At 53.0% G+C, this 15,716-nt stretch carries 16 protein-coding genes and 1 tRNA gene; 7 read left to right on the top strand and 10 right to left on the bottom strand.

Going from position 1 to position 15,716, the window contains the following annotated elements; all coding sequences use genetic code 11:
- Positions 1–58: 58 nt before the first annotated feature.
- From DPQ22_RS05610 to DPQ22_RS05620, 3 genes are all read right to left on the bottom strand, one after another.
- Positions 59–694 (bottom strand): hypothetical protein, encoded by a 636-nt coding sequence (locus DPQ22_RS05610; protein WP_150213974.1) that lies wholly within the window; start codon positions 692–694, stop codon positions 59–61.
- Positions 679–1,590, bottom strand: coding sequence for a DNA-methyltransferase (locus tag DPQ22_RS05615; RefSeq protein ID WP_210244021.1), 912 nt, complete (start codon positions 1,588–1,590; stop codon positions 679–681). The genes DPQ22_RS05610 and DPQ22_RS05615 overlap by 16 nt, the downstream gene beginning before the upstream one ends.
- 129 nt (positions 1,591–1,719) lie before the next feature.
- Positions 1,720–2,691 (bottom strand): Gfo/Idh/MocA family protein, encoded by a 972-nt coding sequence (locus DPQ22_RS05620; RefSeq protein ID WP_150213976.1) that lies wholly within the window; start codon positions 2,689–2,691, stop codon positions 1,720–1,722.
- 478 nt (positions 2,692–3,169) lie between these two features.
- On the opposite strand from DPQ22_RS05620, the gene DPQ22_RS05625 reads away from it, so the two are divergent.
- A tRNA-Met gene (locus DPQ22_RS05625) sits at positions 3,170–3,246 on the top strand.
- A gap of 538 nt (positions 3,247–3,784) precedes the next feature.
- On the opposite strand, the gene DPQ22_RS05630 is transcribed toward DPQ22_RS05625, so the two are convergent.
- From DPQ22_RS05630 to rpmH, 7 genes are all read right to left on the bottom strand, one after another.
- On the bottom strand, positions 3,785–4,666 hold the full coding sequence (locus DPQ22_RS05630) for an NAD(P)-dependent oxidoreductase (RefSeq protein WP_150213978.1): 882 nt from the start codon (positions 4,664–4,666) through the stop codon (positions 3,785–3,787).
- Between the two features lie 62 nt (positions 4,667–4,728).
- Positions 4,729–4,974 carry a hypothetical protein gene (locus DPQ22_RS05635; protein ID WP_150213980.1) on the bottom strand — a complete coding sequence of 82 codons (246 nt, stop codon included), beginning with the start codon at positions 4,972–4,974 and terminating at the stop codon, positions 4,729–4,731.
- Between the two features lie 261 nt (positions 4,975–5,235).
- Positions 5,236–5,706 (bottom strand): hypothetical protein, encoded by a 471-nt coding sequence (locus tag DPQ22_RS05640; RefSeq protein WP_150213982.1) that lies wholly within the window; start codon positions 5,704–5,706, stop codon positions 5,236–5,238.
- Positions 5,707–5,791: 85 nt separating this feature from the next.
- Complete coding sequence (gene yihA / locus DPQ22_RS05645) at positions 5,792–6,436, bottom strand: ribosome biogenesis GTP-binding protein YihA/YsxC (protein ID WP_150213984.1); 645 nt, start codon at positions 6,434–6,436, stop codon at positions 5,792–5,794.
- Between the two features lie 125 nt (positions 6,437–6,561).
- Positions 6,562–8,478 (bottom strand): membrane protein insertase YidC, encoded by a 1,917-nt coding sequence (gene yidC, locus DPQ22_RS05650; protein ID WP_150213986.1) that lies wholly within the window; start codon positions 8,476–8,478, stop codon positions 6,562–6,564.
- A gap of 643 nt (positions 8,479–9,121) precedes the next feature.
- Complete coding sequence (gene rnpA, locus DPQ22_RS05655) at positions 9,122–9,529, bottom strand: ribonuclease P protein component (protein WP_150213988.1); 408 nt, start codon at positions 9,527–9,529, stop codon at positions 9,122–9,124.
- Positions 9,530–9,603: 74 nt separating this feature from the next.
- On the bottom strand, positions 9,604–9,738 hold the full coding sequence (gene rpmH, locus DPQ22_RS05660; RefSeq protein ID WP_150213990.1) for a 50S ribosomal protein L34: 135 nt from the start codon (positions 9,736–9,738) through the stop codon (positions 9,604–9,606).
- A gap of 30 nt (positions 9,739–9,768) precedes the next feature.
- Between rpmH and DPQ22_RS05665 the strand changes: the two genes are divergently transcribed.
- From DPQ22_RS05665 to DPQ22_RS05690, 6 genes are all read left to right on the top strand, one after another.
- Positions 9,769–10,038 (top strand): hypothetical protein, encoded by a 270-nt coding sequence (locus DPQ22_RS05665; protein ID WP_150213992.1) that lies wholly within the window; start codon positions 9,769–9,771, stop codon positions 10,036–10,038.
- Positions 10,039–10,041: 3 nt separating this feature from the next.
- Positions 10,042–11,118 (top strand): alpha/beta hydrolase, encoded by a 1,077-nt coding sequence (locus tag DPQ22_RS05670; RefSeq protein WP_150213994.1) that lies wholly within the window; start codon positions 10,042–10,044, stop codon positions 11,116–11,118.
- 222 nt (positions 11,119–11,340) lie between these two features.
- Positions 11,341–12,573: an Mrp/NBP35 family ATP-binding protein gene (locus tag DPQ22_RS05675; RefSeq protein WP_150213997.1), complete on the top strand. Its 1,233-nt coding sequence runs from the start codon at positions 11,341–11,343 to the stop codon at positions 12,571–12,573.
- Positions 12,574–12,705: 132 nt separating this feature from the next.
- Positions 12,706–13,479 carry an orotidine-5'-phosphate decarboxylase gene (pyrF, locus tag DPQ22_RS05680; protein ID WP_150213999.1) on the top strand — a complete coding sequence of 258 codons (774 nt, stop codon included), beginning with the start codon at positions 12,706–12,708 and terminating at the stop codon, positions 13,477–13,479.
- Positions 13,480–13,519: 40 nt separating this feature from the next.
- Positions 13,520–13,990: a hypothetical protein gene (locus DPQ22_RS05685; protein WP_150214001.1), complete on the top strand. Its 471-nt coding sequence runs from the start codon at positions 13,520–13,522 to the stop codon at positions 13,988–13,990.
- Between the two features lie 221 nt (positions 13,991–14,211).
- Entirely contained in the window at positions 14,212–15,705 is a 1,494-nt protein-coding gene (locus DPQ22_RS05690) for an acetyl-CoA hydrolase/transferase family protein (protein ID WP_150214003.1), read from the top strand.
- Positions 15,706–15,716 lie beyond the last annotated feature (11 nt).

Raw genomic sequence — 15,716 nt, forward strand, 5'->3', positions numbered from 1 at the left:
TATTACAACACAAAATAAACAGCCAGGGCAGCCGGCAGAGCGCCAGTCTCATCTGCCATCAAGCGGGCGGCAGAAAATCTGTTATAGGCACAATAGCTCCATGCGGTATTTTCCTGCCTTGTTCCCGCTGTTGCAACAAAACATAGACAGCCTCGGGGCTGTCACTTACAGCATAAATTTTAAAACCATAGCAGCAGACTAAATCGGCAAGTGCGATGGACTGTGTGGAACGTACGGTCTCCCTTGCTTCATGCTGCCGCACCCCTGCTGCTAAAAAGTCACCTATAGCGGCATTACGCCCATAAGCAATAAACAATAGCCTATCCAGGCCGTGCCACACAGCCAGGGCAAGGAATATATTATCCTGTTTAAAAAGCTGCGCTTTAGCATATGTCGTATCATTAAAGGTTGCGTGCCATGATTTTGCTAATAAACTGGCTGACTTTATCGCCAGAAAGTCATAGCTGCCGCGGCGGCGAGCGCGGGCGGCAAAGCCATGCTTTTTGTGATTAATTTCATCATAATTAAGGTATTGTGCGATAATGCAGTGCTGCCATTCCCTGATAAAACGCTCATTATCCTTTTTTCCATAAGCCTGCTGCACAAGAGCCAAGGGACGCAACGCTTTGGCGCAATCGTCAACAAAATCAGCGTCAATACCCCGAAAGGCGCCGTTCTCTAATATATTCCGCATAATCTGCCCTCATCATGGCGCGCCGGGCGGCGCTTTTTATAATATTCCACTGCTTTTTTTGCCAGCAGCACATAATCAGGGTTGATTTCATAAGCAATATAGCTGCCGCCATTTTGCAAGGCAGCTATACATTCAGAACCACTGCCGCAAAACGGGATCAAAACCGTATATTCCCCCGCCGGTTTGCAGGATTTTATCAGCCGCTCGGTCAGGCTTAAGGGTTTTTGTGTCGGGTGAATGAGGACATCATGCCTGTCATGTTCCCTCCTTTTTGTCGGCGCGATAATAGCGCCGCAAGTCTTGCAATAGAGAATACGCTCCTTTAGCGCCGCGCCGCCGGCCAAAGTCGGCACAGCCAGAACATCGCGCGGCAAAGCACCACCTGAATGCGCCTGATAAACTGTCTCTCGCCCGCCGGTTGCGGCAAAACGCCCTTTGCCGGCCGGCCGCACCCGGCCGGCACTGCCATTGAGAAAATTTTCCGTATAAGGCTCACGCACGGCATCACGATTAAATATGGGCGCCTCACGCCAGGTGCAGATTATTGCTTCATGGCTTCTTTGCCAAAATTGCGCCGAGGGAATATTTTTATTGCTGTAATGCCAGATCAGCCAGCGCTGCTTTTCCAGCGGCAATAAAACGGCAATATGCGCTAAAATTTCGTCAAAACCGTAAATAAACAGGGTGCCGGCCGGTTTCAGCACCCGCAAACATTCCGCCAGCCATAATTTAACCCAGGCAATATAGGCACCCAATGGCCGCCTGTCCGATTCATTGCCAAAATCCTTGCCAATATTATAGGGCGGGTCGGCAATAATAATATCCATGCTGCCTTCCGGCAGCTCTTTTATCCCGGCAATACAGTCTTGAGCATAAATTTTGTTTTTGGGAATCATGCCTCTATCTATCCGGTAAGGTCAGCGGGCTTTATTAACGCAGATCCCACCACAAATATAGAGAAAATCCGGCCGGCAGGGCTTTGTCCTGACGACTCGCCCCGGCAGCGCTAAAAAACGGGACATTATTCAGACGCCCCCCCCCACCCCGCTATGTTTCACACTGCCGGCGGTCAAAATTTTCAGCACGGCAATAGCCTCTGCCCCATTAGTGCGCGGCTCCTGCCGTGTTTCAATACAATGGAGGAAATGGCGCAATTCCTGCGTCAGCGGCAAGGCTTCTTCTACCGGAATATATTCCGGCTCATCGGCAGTAAACGCCCATTCACCGCTATCGCGCCAGACAGCAAAGCGGTAAATCGCCAGTTTGCGCTCCCACGGCTCAACATCATCAAACACGGCCATTGCCTTGGTGCCGACAGCAATCAGCCGCCGCTCGCGATACGGGTTAAGGCGGGAGGCCACCAAATGGCTGCGCATGCCATTGGGAAACGACATATTGACATGAGCAAAGTCAGAAAGCCGGTCAATAATCGCCGCGCCTTCGCCGCGCACTTCCGCCGGCTCACAGCCGGCCAGCGCCAGAATCATGGAAATATCATGCGGCGCCAAATCCCACAGCGCGTCACTTTCCGTATGGAATTTGCCCAAACCCAAACGATGCGAATCAATATAACGCAGTTCACCCAAAGCGCCGGATCGGGCAATTTCCAGCAATTTTTCAAAAGCAGGGTGAAAACGCAGCACATGGCCGACCATAAAAATACGCTTTTTGGCCTTTGCCGCCGCAACTTCAGCCTCAGCCTCGGCGACATTCAGGGCAATCGGCTTTTCTACCAGCACATCTTTGCCGCTATTGACAGCGCGAATCGCATTTTCAGCATGGAATTGCGGCGGCAAGGCCAATACCAGCGCGTCAATATCCTTGCGGCCAAACAATTTATCAACGGCAATCGCCTCTACCCCGTGCTCAACAGCAAAACCCTCCGCCCGATCGGCATTGATGTCTGCCACCGCCGCCAATGCACCCAGATTTTTCAGCGTGCGTATATGATTGCTCCCCCAATAACCGCAACCCAAAACTGCTACTCGTGGCGCCATTAAAACCGCTTTCCCGACACTTGCATTTCCCTGACTACCTGCCCCGCACACAGAAAACAAGCCTGAAGCCTGCTCTTTAGAGACCGCGTAAAATCCTGCCTTTATTATAACATTCACCCAGACCCGGCATAAGGGCGGCAAAATTCTATCCACTATTATCAAGGCCGCTATTGCCTGAATTATTAGGCCAAATTTTGCCAAAATGCAGCTAAAATATAACGCATAAGTCGCTGCCGGGTTGCCTCGCGCCGCAATAATAGCAATCTGCCTGGATTTTCCGGCAAAATTGCGGCATAGCCCGCCCTCCCGGCCTTTGTTATTTTCTTTGCGAAAGCCCGGGAAAATGAAAAAACAACCGGTTTTATGTGAGGGCAGAATTGACAGAAGCAGCTTTGTCTATTAAAAGCAAGGCATATTTGCCGTGCCCGGCGCCGGTTATTGTGGCCGGCTCTGTAGCAGGCAGTGAGGCGCTGAATATGGCGGAGTAGCTCAGCAGGTCAGAGCAGAGGAATCATAATCCTTGTGTCGGGGGTTCAAATCCCTCCTCCGCTACCATTCCTTTTTTTCATGGAATTTTCTGCCCGCCACTATAGAGCGCGGCGCTGGATCCGGCTTTATCGGGGCGGCAGCTTCTCTGATTCTCACGACCGCGCCGTTAGCGGCGGGCACCGGTGGAAAACCGCCGCACCGGCATGGGGGAAGTAAGCTACCCAAGCCGTCCCCTCGCGCTGTAGCGCGCTGAAATTTTTGTCAAAAAAACAGATGAATTTTGGCAAAAGCGCGCCACGCTCAAAATCCATGCACTACCAGATAAGTGTGTCAGGCGTCAGAGATAAGCGGCACCAACAGCCAATCCGACCCGGCGCGCGCACCCTTTGCTTATCAGCATTTCCTCAGCGTCCCGGCACTTCGCGCCGGTGGAATAGCGCATATCTACAGTTTCAATGTGAAAAGGCACCGGGCCGATTATGCAATCTGCGCGCCTCTGTTAGCCAGGGCAACCGGCTGCTCCGCTCCATGGCGGCAGCAAAACCGGGAAACACTGTTTTACCGTGTTAAAGCCGGCAAGGCCGCCGCAAAACAATAAAGGCCGTTACAGCAAACGCCGGATAAGAGCGGTAACATCATTGCGGCCATAGCCATGGCGTTGCAAATCGGCATAAAACTGGTCAATCAACGCCGAAACCGGCAGGCTGGCACTGTTTTTTTTCGCCTCTGCCAGGCACAGCCCCAAATCCTTGCGCAGCAAATCGACAGCAAAGCCAAAATCAAACGCACCGGCCAGCATAGCAGAACCGCTATTATGCATCTGCCATGAAGCCGCAGAACCTTTACCAATAACCTCCAGCACTGCCGCCATATCCAGCCCGGCTTTTGTGCCGAAAGCCAGCCCCTCAGCCAGGCCTTGCACCACTCCGGCAAGGCAGATCTGGTTAATCATTTTACAAATCTGGCCGGCGCCGTTTGCCCCCAAAAGCCGCACCGAGACAGCATAGGCCTGCATAATTTTTGCTGCTTTGGCAAAAAGCGCCGGCGACCCGCCACACATAATAGTCAACTGGCCGTCGACTGCCCCTTTTTGCCCGCCGGAAACCGGCGCATCAATAAAGCCGAGCCCCGCTTTATCTGCTTTTTCACCCAGCTCACGGGCAATATCGGCCGAAACAGTGCTGTGATCAACATAAATTGCCCCCGGTTTCATCGCCTGAAAAGCGCCGTGCCTGCCCAGAGCAACAGCCCGCACATCATCATCAGTGCTGACACAAGAGAAGACGAAATCCTGCCCTTCAGCCGCCTGAGCCGGGCTGGCCGCGCTTTGCAATGCCCCTTTGGCTCCGGCCCGGCTGTGTTGCAGCCAATTTTCCGCTTTGGCAGCCGTGCGGTTATAAACAGTCACATCATGCCCCGCCGCGGCCAAATGCCCGGCCATGGGAAAACCCATAGTGCCCAAACCCAAAAAAGCCAGCTTCGCCATAATAACACCCCTTTGCTGCCGCCAATCAAACAAGCGGCGCTCTCTATGAAAATACTGACAGCCTATTTGACATAACAGGCTATCGAGACGGCAACGCAAAAAATGGCCAGAATGATCAGCCAGAAATAGATACGCGGCTTGTCAAACAGCACGGCAAAGGCCGAAAACCAGCCGACAATACCGGCACCAAGGGCAAACAGAAAACCCGATTTACTGCCAATAGTAATATGCAGCGCCATCATACCGCCAACCACCAAAGCGCCGAAAACAATCAGCAAAGCGGTGGCAAATTTCTCATAATCGTCCATTCCTGCAAGCCTCAATTATTCCGCAGCGTCAACCCTCTGCCTTGCTGCTGTCCTATATGGTTTTTCTGAAATACCGCCCGGCAGCGCCGGGCGGAATCACCCTGCCGGTCAATGTTAACGCATCTGCGTCCAAAACAAAAGGCTGCTTTTTGGCAGAGAACAAAGCTTACAAGCAGAATCCGCCCTCACCTGTTGCAAAAAACAGCCGCACTGCCAGGCGCAGCGGCAAAGCGGACAACCGCCGGCCGGCGGCTCTTTGTCTTATTTATCTTTTAAAACCTGGCAAGATTCGTAAACACTATGCTCCCCGGCCCCGTTATCCGCCGCGATAAAACTGAGCCGGCCTTTATCACCTTCCGGATACCAGCGATAATTATGCTCTTCATCAAGCGACAAATAATAATATTTTTGCAAAGCGCTTTTGTCGGCCGGCTGCTCCTGCCGAACAGCCTGACGCACCATGGCAATCTGCTTGCCTTCTACCAGCAGGACAGCATAAAAATTGCCGCCGGCCGTCTCAATATACGTTACCGGCAAACGCACATTATGATCAAAACAGTGATAATATCTTGGCATTATTTTATCATTGGCAGCAGTTTTGCCGGGCTGTGCCTCGCCCGCTGCCGCGGGCGCCGCCCAAACGGCGCCGATAAGAGCCGCAAGGCAGAGTATAGCGGCAGCGCAAACTGCCGCATAGTGACTGATTACACAGGGTTTCAGCCTGATATTCATTATCGCCGACCTTTTCACCGGATAAATTGCAATCACTGTAATCAGGTAAAAAATATTTTTGGCAAAATGAAGGCTTGCCCGCCAATTACAGGCCAAGCAAAACAAGAACAGCGTCCTGCAAAATCTCTATCCCCTGTTTTGTCGCCGCCGAAGTGGCAATAATATGAGGATAAGCGGCCGGGTGTCGGGCCAAATCGCCCTCCAGGCGCTGCAACAGCTCCGCTAACGCCGCCGGTTTGATTTTGTCACTTTTGGTTATAACAAGCTGATAGGAAACAGCCGCTTTATCCAGCATGGCCAGCACGGCTTCATCATTTTTCATTATGCCGTGACGGGCATCAATCAGCAGATAAACGCGTTTGAGCACTGAGCGGCCGCGCAAATAATCAAAAACCAGTTTTGTCCACGCCGCTATTTGTGCTTTCGGCGCCTGGGCAAAACCATAGCCCGGCATATCAACCACAGCGAAAGGCGGCAAATCCGCCGCCGCGCCGCTATAACCCTGCGGCACAAAAAAATTCAGCTCCTGCGTGCGGCCGGGCGTGTTGGAAGCACGCGCCAAACCCTTTTTGCCGATAAGCGCATTGATAAGTGACGATTTGCCGACATTGGAGCGGCCGGCAAAGGCAATTTCCACCGGCCCTTCCGGCGGCAAAAAACGCATAGAAGGGACACTGCGGATAAAATCCCAATTACCGCTAAAAATTTTCTGCCTGTTGGCTTCTGTCATATAATATCGCTAATAACTGCGCCTTGCGCCCACCGGCTCTGCCGGCTTTTACCGCCGCCCGGCCGCAGCCGCACCGGCACTCACAGCAGCCTGCCAATATGCCGCCGCAGGCGGCAAAAGCATTATCAAGGCTTTTTCTTCTGCTTTTTTCCAGCCGCCGGCGCAACTGTCTGCTCTCTCGGCTTTTTGACAAACAGCGCTTTTAAATTATCCAGCAGCTCAATTTTCACCCCCTGCTTTTTCATAATAACCCCCTGCTGGATAATGGATAATGTATTATTCCACGCCCAGTAAATTACCAGCCCGGCGGGGAAAGCCGCCAGCATCCAGGTAAAAACCAGCGGCATATAAGTGAAAATCATCGCCTGAGTCGGATCAGGCGGAGTTGGATTCATGCGCATTTGCAAAAACATGGTAATGCCCATAATCACCGGCCAGGCGCCGATTACCAGAAAACCCGGCACATCATAAGGCAAAGCACCAAACAGATTAAATAATGAAGTCGGATCAGGCGCAGCCAGATCATGTATCCAGCCGAAAAACGGCGCCTGTCGCATTTCAATGGTGATATAGAGCACTTTATAAAGGGCAAAGAAAATCGGAAACTGGACAATTAACGGCCAGCACCCCGCCAGCGGATTTACTTTTTCCTTGCGATAAAGCTCCATAATTGCCTGCTGCTGTTTGACCCTGTCATCGGCATATTTTTTACGAATATGCTCCATAGCCGGCTGCACTTTTTTCATATGAGCCATGGATTTATAGGATTTATTCGCCAGCGGGAATAAAACCAGCTTCAACAGCACGGTTACCAGCAAAATCGCTACGCCGAAATTGCCGACCAGGCGGTAGAGCATATCAATCAGCGTGAACATTGGCTTGGTGATAATTTTCAACAAGCCCCAGTCAATCAGCAGCTCAAATTGGGCAATACCGCCTTTTTGCTGGTAATCATTGATCGTATCAACCTGTTTTGCCCCGGCAAAAACGCGGCTTTCAAAATTGCGGCTCGTCTGCGGCGCCAAAGTGAAGCTGTCACCGGCAAAGGCAGATTGGAAAACCGTGCCGCCATCGTGACTATCATAAGAAAACTGCCCCTGAAAGGGCTTATCCTGCGCCGGTATCAGCGCCACGGCCCAATATTTATCGGTAATGCCTATCCAGCCGCCGGTCGCGGCAGGGAAAATTATTTTGCGATCTTCCCCTTCCTGCCTGGCCAGCTTCTTGTAAGTCTGCGTTTGCAACCCCTGCGCTCCCATCACGCCGATTAAACCTTCATGCAGCAAATAAGAGGCATTGACGGCTTCCGGCGGCGGTGTATTGCGCAACAGGCGGGCGCCAAAGCGGAGAGCAACAGGCGCGTTACTTAAATTTTCCACCTTATCTGTGACGGTGAACATAAAGCGATCGTCAACGGCAATTACACGTCTAAAAACCAGATGCACACCGCCGGGGCGGCCGTCTGCTCCCAGGCCGGCATTATCATAGCGCAGGGTTACCGGCGTTTGCGGCGTTAACGGGCGGTTACCGTTTTCTACCTGCCACACAGTCTTGCTATCGGGCAAAAATGCGTTCAGCCCATTAGCCAGATAACCGAACTGGAAAAAATAGCTCTGCTTGAAACCTTGCGGGTTAAGCAGAGCAATATTAGGAGAATTTTTATCTATTGTCAGGCGATAATTTTTCAGCAATATATCATCAACCATCGCGCCGACCAGATTGATAGAACCGGTTAATTGCGGCGTGTCAATCGCCACACGCGGGGTGCGCTCCAAGGCCGCAGCGCGCGCCTGCACTGTCATATCAGCCAGAATACCGCTGCCGGCGGCAGCACTGTCTGAAAATTTGTCAGCAGGCTTTGCCGCGCCGCCGGCCTGCCCTGCTGCGGGTCGGGTTTGGGCAGTTTCCTGTTCAACTTTGGCGGCAATTTGCGCTTCCTGCTTTTGGGTTTTATTGGCCGGGCTTACAAAAAACCATTGCCAGACAAGGATAACACCCAGCGAAAGAATAATGGTAAGAAAGAAATTGCGATTATATTCCATTAACACTAACCATAAAAGCGCTGCGCCAGGCCATAAGGGCAGGATCGGGAAAAGCCGCGCCGGCCGGATAATATCGGCCGGGACAAGAGAGTGCCGCCGAAATCAGGCGCACTACCGGGATAAAATTCCTACACAATTATTCCCTTTATGTCAAACTGCCGGGCGGGAAAACGGCGGGCTAAGAAAACAGCAAAGCAGCAGCCTGTCACCAGACCGCAATTATTCCTATTGCTGGAATTGAGCCGGACTGGATAGTTAAAAAGACAAAACGGGACAGACGCGACAAAGCGGAAACGGGTTTGGCTGCTCCCGCTTAATATAGCTAAAAAGACAAAGGCGGTCAAACTGCAACAATCCGCTTACTACCGCCCTGGCAATCAGGAGTATAGCTATCCGGACAATGCGGCCAAACCGTAGTAGATGAAAATTCTTTGCCGGCACATTAGGTAGCATAGCGAATCGGAAAATGCGGTCAAGCCGCAACAAACAATCTACGCAGCGCCGTCCGGAGACTAGTATAGCTATCCGGAAACCGAAGGGGCGCGCGAAGCGTGCAAACCGAAGGGGCGCGCGTAAGCCGTGCAAAATGCGGGCGGGCGGAGAGGTTCGCCGCAGGCAGATTAACGCCGCCCCCCGCCGCAAATTACTCGGCACGGCGCGCCTGACCCTGCTTCTCAGCCGCTGCCGGCAGATTTTGGCGCACGCCAGGCTTGCCGCCAATGCGGCGGCGCAATTCCTCTATCAGACGAGCAAAAGGCACAGTCAAAATTTCAGGCCGGGCAATAATAACATAATCAGTCTGCGCCGCCGCCAGCTCAGCTATAGCGCCGACACGCAGCGCCGCCCGCAGCCGCCTTTTGATACGGTTGCGGCATACGGCATTGCCGTTTTTACGCGCGACTGTCAGCCCCAAACGCGGCGATAAAAAACCTGCTTTTACCGGCATGCGTTTTTTCAATTCCAGCAAAAAAAGCGCGCCGCGGCGCTTTTCACCCCTATGAGCGGCCAAAAATTCCGACCTTTTGCGTAAAGGGAGCAGCTTTTGTGCCATAATTGCCGACTCCATGCACCGGAAGGCTTTGCCAGAGAAAAGCGCCGGCCGGCTTAAATCAGGCCGGGCAAAACTCAGGCAGAAAGACGCTTGCGGCCGCGGGCGCGGCGCGCGGCCAAAACCTTGCGGCCGGCGACAGTCGCCATACGGGCGCGAAAACCGTGGCGGCGCTTGCGAACAAGCCTGGAAGGCTGATACGTTCTCTTCATTATTTACAATACTGCGGTGTGCAGCCCTTCTTGTGGTTTAAAGAACATAAGTTACATATTGCGGCCGGAAACGGCAGCAGCAGCACCCCGCTTTTGCGGCAGTGCCCGCCTCAAGCCAATAGCAAAATTGCGGCAAAAGTCAAGGCTCACGGGCAAAATACTCTGCATTCAGACATAAAACAGCGCAATAATTGCCGCCGGGGGAACATTTTTACCGTTTTTGACTTTTATCCGACAAAACCGGATTTCGGCTTTGGCACATTGGATAAAAGCCCAAAGCCGCTCATTGAGCAAGGGTAAATAATGCAAAAACACCCTGTCAGCGCCGCCCTTCTTATTGTGGCTTTAGCCATTGTGCCGAATTTTGTCAATTTTTTGAGCGGCGCTTACATTAAAAAACTGGAAACCCGGCCTATTATGCTGACAGCCGCCGCAACCAATAATGGCCAGGCAGTGTCAGGCACTGTTTCGGTCGCTGAGACGGCTGAGGTAAAGACCGCTCCGCCAATGGCAGATAAAAGGCCGCCTTTTCATCAAACCGATGCCAGACTGCCTTTTATGTCTGTGCCCGGCCGCATTCTCGCCGGTAGCATAGCAGGGCGTGAAATAGCCGCAGTCGCGCGTGAAATAGACGCAAATGGGGCGACATTCGACTCTTCCATAATGCCGCGCCCGCCTTTTTCAAGCAGGCAAAACCGGCTGCCGGAAAACAGGGGCAGGCCGGACAGTTCCAATCTGGCGCAAAACAGCAATGGCGGCACAACAGCCCCGGCTGGTTTTACTTATAAAATTGACCGGCCTTTATGGCATTCTTCCACTGTCGTGATTTTGCTGCACGGATCAGGCGGTGATGAAACAACGCTCATGCCTTTTGCCCGCCCTGTCTGGCCGCGCGCTACCCTTGTCGGCATTCGCGGCCGCATTATGCAGGGCAAAGAGCGCCGCTGGTATCATAAAATCACGCCGACATCATTTAACCGGCAGGAAGCCGGGCAGGAAGCGGCGGGGCTGGCGCAATTTATCACTGATTTAGCCGATAAAAAGCATTATAGACTGCAAAAACTCGTTTTTGTCGGCTATTCTAACGGTGCCAATATTCTGGCCATTATGGCGATGAAATATCCGCATCTGGTGCGGCGCGCTATATTATTGCGCCCTATGCCGGTGCTTAACCCAATGCCGCAAGGCGATTTGCATAATTTGCGCATTTTGACTCTTTCCGGCGCGCGTGACACACTTTACGGCGGCTTTGCCGAGCCGCTTTACAGCATTTTGCGGCAGGAAGGCGCCCATGTAACCAGCTATCGCATTGCCGCCACCCATATGCTTGGCCGTGAAGATGCCAAAATTATTACCCGCTGGCTTAAGCTGGGTTATTAGGCCGCCTTGTTGCGCTTTGACCCGTTTCTCTCTTTTTGCCGCCCGGCGGCGGGCCGAAAAGCGCCAATCATACAAAACCCCGCCGGGAGAGAAAAGCTTGCATAGACAGCCCAACAGGTTTATGCCTTGAGACCGCGGCAGGCAGACAAATGACAGGCAGGCTCTGATCTGTCCTGCCATATCAAGTGCCGAGGTTTAACACACAAGGGCTGAGGGTAAGGCATGGCGGCAGATTTGCGCGGGGCTGTTCTTGACCGGCTAAAAACCATATATCCGCCGGCGCCGGCCAAAACAGTGCCTGCCCCCGGGCGGACAAGCGGCAGCGGAGAAAAACAGGGCAAGGGCGATATTGTCTCAGGCGGGCTGGTTTCCGACATTTTTATTGCTGACGGGCAGGTTTTCTTTGCCATTACTGTGCCGGCTGACAAAGCGGCTTTATGGGAAAATACGCGCCGGCAGGCCGCGGCAGAAGTAGAAAAACTGGCCGGGGTTAACCGGGTTTTTGCCAGCCTCACCGCTGAAAAAAAACCGGCAGCGGCAGGCACCCGCCCGCATGAAGAGAGCCGCTCCGGCTTTGCCGCCCGCCCGGCGCATAAGCGGCCTGCCCCAAAAGTGCCGGGGCAGCCGGCTGCCGTCAAACAGCCGCTCCCCGGTGTCCGGCATATTATTGCCGTGGCTTCCGGCAAAGGCGGCGTAGGCAAATCTACCATAGCGGTTAATCTTGCCGCCGCCTTGCAGGCAAACGGCTTGAAAACCGGCCTGCTGGACGCGGATATATATGGCCCTTCCCTGCCCCGGCTGACCGGTCTCCTCAAGCCGCAGGGTGAAGATATTGTCCACTTTCATGATAAAAAACTTATCCCTTTGCAGCATTACGGCCTCAAGCTGATGTCCATGGGCTTTCTGGTTGAGGCTGAGGCGCCGCTTGTCTGGCGCGGGCCAATGGTGATGGCCGCTGTCAACCAGCTATTGCATGATGTTTTATGGGCGCCGCTGGATATTCTGGTGGTCGATATGCCGCCCGGCACCGGCGATGCGCAGCTCACTTTGGCGCAGAAAGTGCCGCTTGCCGGCGCTGTCATTGTTTCTACCCCGCAGGAGCTGGCGCTCAGTGATGCGCGCAAAGGGCTGGCCATGTTTGCCAAAATCCATGTGCCGATTTTAGGCATTATTGAAAATATGAGCTGTTTTATTGCCCCTGATACCGGCCAAAGCTACCATATTTTCGGCACGCCTGATGCGCTTGGCCGCGGCGGCGCAGAGCAGGAGGCGGCGCGGCGCAATGTGCCGTTTCTGGGCGCTTTGCCGCTTGACCCTGAGCTGGGCCGCACCGCTGAGCGCGGCGTGCCGCTGGTTATCAGCCATAAAACCCATAAATTGACACAAATATACCGCCGGATTGCCGCAAATATTATGCGGCAGCTGCATTTGCCGCTGCCGGCAGAAGGCGCTTGAACAACACCCTGCCCGGATTATTGCCATTATTGGCAAAAGCGGCATGGCAAAGAGCGGCCGCCCTTGCTATACCGCCCGTCTTTCGCTAGACAGGTCAGGCAGCGCAATCTTTAACCGAAACAGGAGCCTTTAATGACCGGCAGCCCGATTACCGCTTCTTCACTGCCGGCAGCAGCGGGGGCGGCCGGCTCTCTGCCTTTGCCGGAGCGGTTGATTATCGGCCTTGATGTGCCGACTGTGGCGCAGGCGCAGGCTTTGGTCACAAACCTGGGCGACACGGCAATATTTTATAAAATCGGCTATCAGCTCATATTGGCCGGCGGGCTGGATTTTGCCCGTGAACTGGTGGCACAAGGCAAAAAAGTCTTTCTGGATATGAAAATTCTGGATATTGACCATACTATTGCCAAAGCAGTGGAAAATGCCGTCAGGCTTGGTGTTTCCATGCTCAGTTTACATGCTTATCCCAAAGCCATGCGCGCGGCAGCGGCAGCCGCGCAAGGCAGCCCGCTCTGCCTCCTGGGCGTGACTGTGCTCACCTCAATGGACGCGAGAGATTTGCAGGAAGCAGGATATAGCGACACGCCGGAAAATCTGGTGCAGCGGCGAGCGCGCCAGGCGGTTGCCGCCGGCATTGGCGGCCTTGTTGCTTCCGCGCAGGAGGCTGCGGCTTTACGCAAAATTATCGGTAAGGATATAGCTCTGGTTACTCCGGGCATTCGCCTGCCCGGCACCAAAACAGGCGACCAGAAGCGCATTATGAGCCCGGGGCAGGCTATCGCCGCCGGCGCCAGCCATCTGGTGGTTGGCCGGCCGATTGTGCAGGCCGCCAATCCGCAAGCCGCAATGCAGGCGCTGCTTGGCTCTATGGCCGCAGGCCTGCCAACAGCCCGATTGACTAATTAAGGCAGCGTAACCGGAAGCATTGCGCGAGGAGCAGATAGCTATGCTGTGGATTATAGGCGTCCTCTTAATCGTAATTCTATGCCTCATTATATGGCAGATAAATCCTGAATTCGTTAAAGGCGTGGGGTGGGCGGTATTGGCTGTAATCCTGATTGGGGGCAGCTTCCTTTGGCAGGAAAATAAAAAATCAGAGAAAGCCTATGCCGCCCAAAAAATAGAGGAAGCAGCCTATGAAGATTATGTTGCAAAAGTGATTTTTTCTGATTCTAATTGGCTCATTATCCAAAACAAATATAAAATCTCAAAGGCAGTGTTCACTATGAACGGTCAATTTTATTATAATAATGAATATTGGGAAAAAAGGGATTTATGTGTTGTTCTCCCCAATAACACAGTTGCCGAAATCACATTCAAAGATTTGGTTAATAATAGAATCGGAATAGACTTCCTGGATAAAAAGGCAAATTATAATTATTGCAGCGCATATGATGTTTTTGTTGACCTCAGATAATTTTAGAAAAATAAATCTTATTTCGCTTCCTCTCTGCTTCATCGATTCATGGTAATCTACTATATCATTTTTGCAAATTCCTTCTTGGTAAAAAGGCAGAATTTTTAACGCCGTAAAATCGGCATTGCGGATTTGCCCCGGCCTGATAAACTGCCTCTGCCCGATTCAATAAGGTTTCTGCAAATTGGCTACCGGATAGCGGTAAATATAGGGAGAGAGCAATGTTGCAGCATGAAAAACGCATTCGCCATAATAATTTGCAGCAAAAAATATTATCGGCAGAGGAAGCGGCAAAGCTGGTGCAGGACGGCATGATTATCGGCATGAGCGGCTTTACCCGCGCCGGTGATGCCAAGGCCGTGCCTTTGGCCATGGCGGCACGCGCCAAAAGTGCGCCGTTTAAAATTACTCTGATAACCGGCGCTTCTCTCGGCCATGATATAGACGGTATTTTATGCGCGGCCGGGGTGGTGGCACGGCGCCTGCCCTTTCAGGTGGATACCGTGCTGCGCCAGGCCATTAACCGCGGCGATGTAATGTTTATTGACCAGCATTTGTCCCATACGGTTGAACAAATGCGCGCCCGCCAGTTGCCCAAAGCGGATATAGCTATTATAGAAGCCGTTGCCATTACTGAAAGCGGCGGCATTGTGCCGACAAGCTCTGTCGGCAATTCTGCCAGCCTGGCCATGATGGCTGATAAAATTATTGTTGAACTCAATATGGCGGCCAGCCCGCAATGGGAGGGGCTGCATGATATTTATATACCGGCAGCACGGCCGGGGCGGCTGCCTGTTCCGGTGACAGAAGTCAATAGCCGTATCGGCATGCCCTTTATCCCTGTGCGGCCGGAGCAGATTGCCGCTATTGTCATCACTCATGAGCCGGACAGCCCGTCAAATATCACGCCGCCCGATACTGAGACCGGTGCCATTGCCGGCCATTTGATTGCCTTTCTTGAGGCAGAGGCTAAAGCCGGGCGGCTGCCGCACGGCCTGCCGCCAATGCAGGTGGGTATTGGCAGCATTGCCAATGCTGTGGTTTCCGGCCTGCAATCGGCGCCATTTGCGCATATGACCATGTATAGCGAAGTTTTGCAGGATTCTGCTTTTGAGCTGATGGAAGCCGGCAAGCTGGATTTCGCCTCCTGCTGTTCTGTTACTTTGAGCGAAGAATGCGGCAGGCGCGTTTATGCCGATTTTGACAAATATCGCGATAAAATTATTCTTCGCCCGCAGGAAATCAGCAATCACCCGGAAATTATCCGCCGCCTCGGCCTTATCACCATTAACACGGCGTTGGAATTTGATATTTACGGCAATGTCAACTCCACCCATGTCAATGGCACACATATGATGAACGGCATTGGCGGCTCGGGCGATTTTACCCGCAATGCCTTTATGTCGGTTTTTGTAACCAAATCACTGGCCAAAGGCGGCAAAATTTCTTCTATTGTGCCGTTTGTGCCGCATATTGACCATACAGAGCATGATGTCGCCATTCTGGTAACGGAAATCGGCCTCGCTGATTTGCGCGGGCTGGCACCGCGTGAGCGGGCGCCGCGCATTATTGAAAACTGCGCTCACCCTGCTTTTCGCGACCGGCTCTTTGATTATTATCAGCGTGCCTGCCGGGAGCGCGGCGGCCAGACACCGCATATATTGGAAGAAGCATTAAGCTGGCACAGCCGCAGCCTGCACGGTGAGGCTATGTGAAGCAGCGTGAT

Source organism: Candidatus Tokpelaia sp., from assembly GCF_008636115.1.
Lineage (GTDB): Bacteria > Pseudomonadota > Alphaproteobacteria > Rhizobiales > Rhizobiaceae > QLZD01.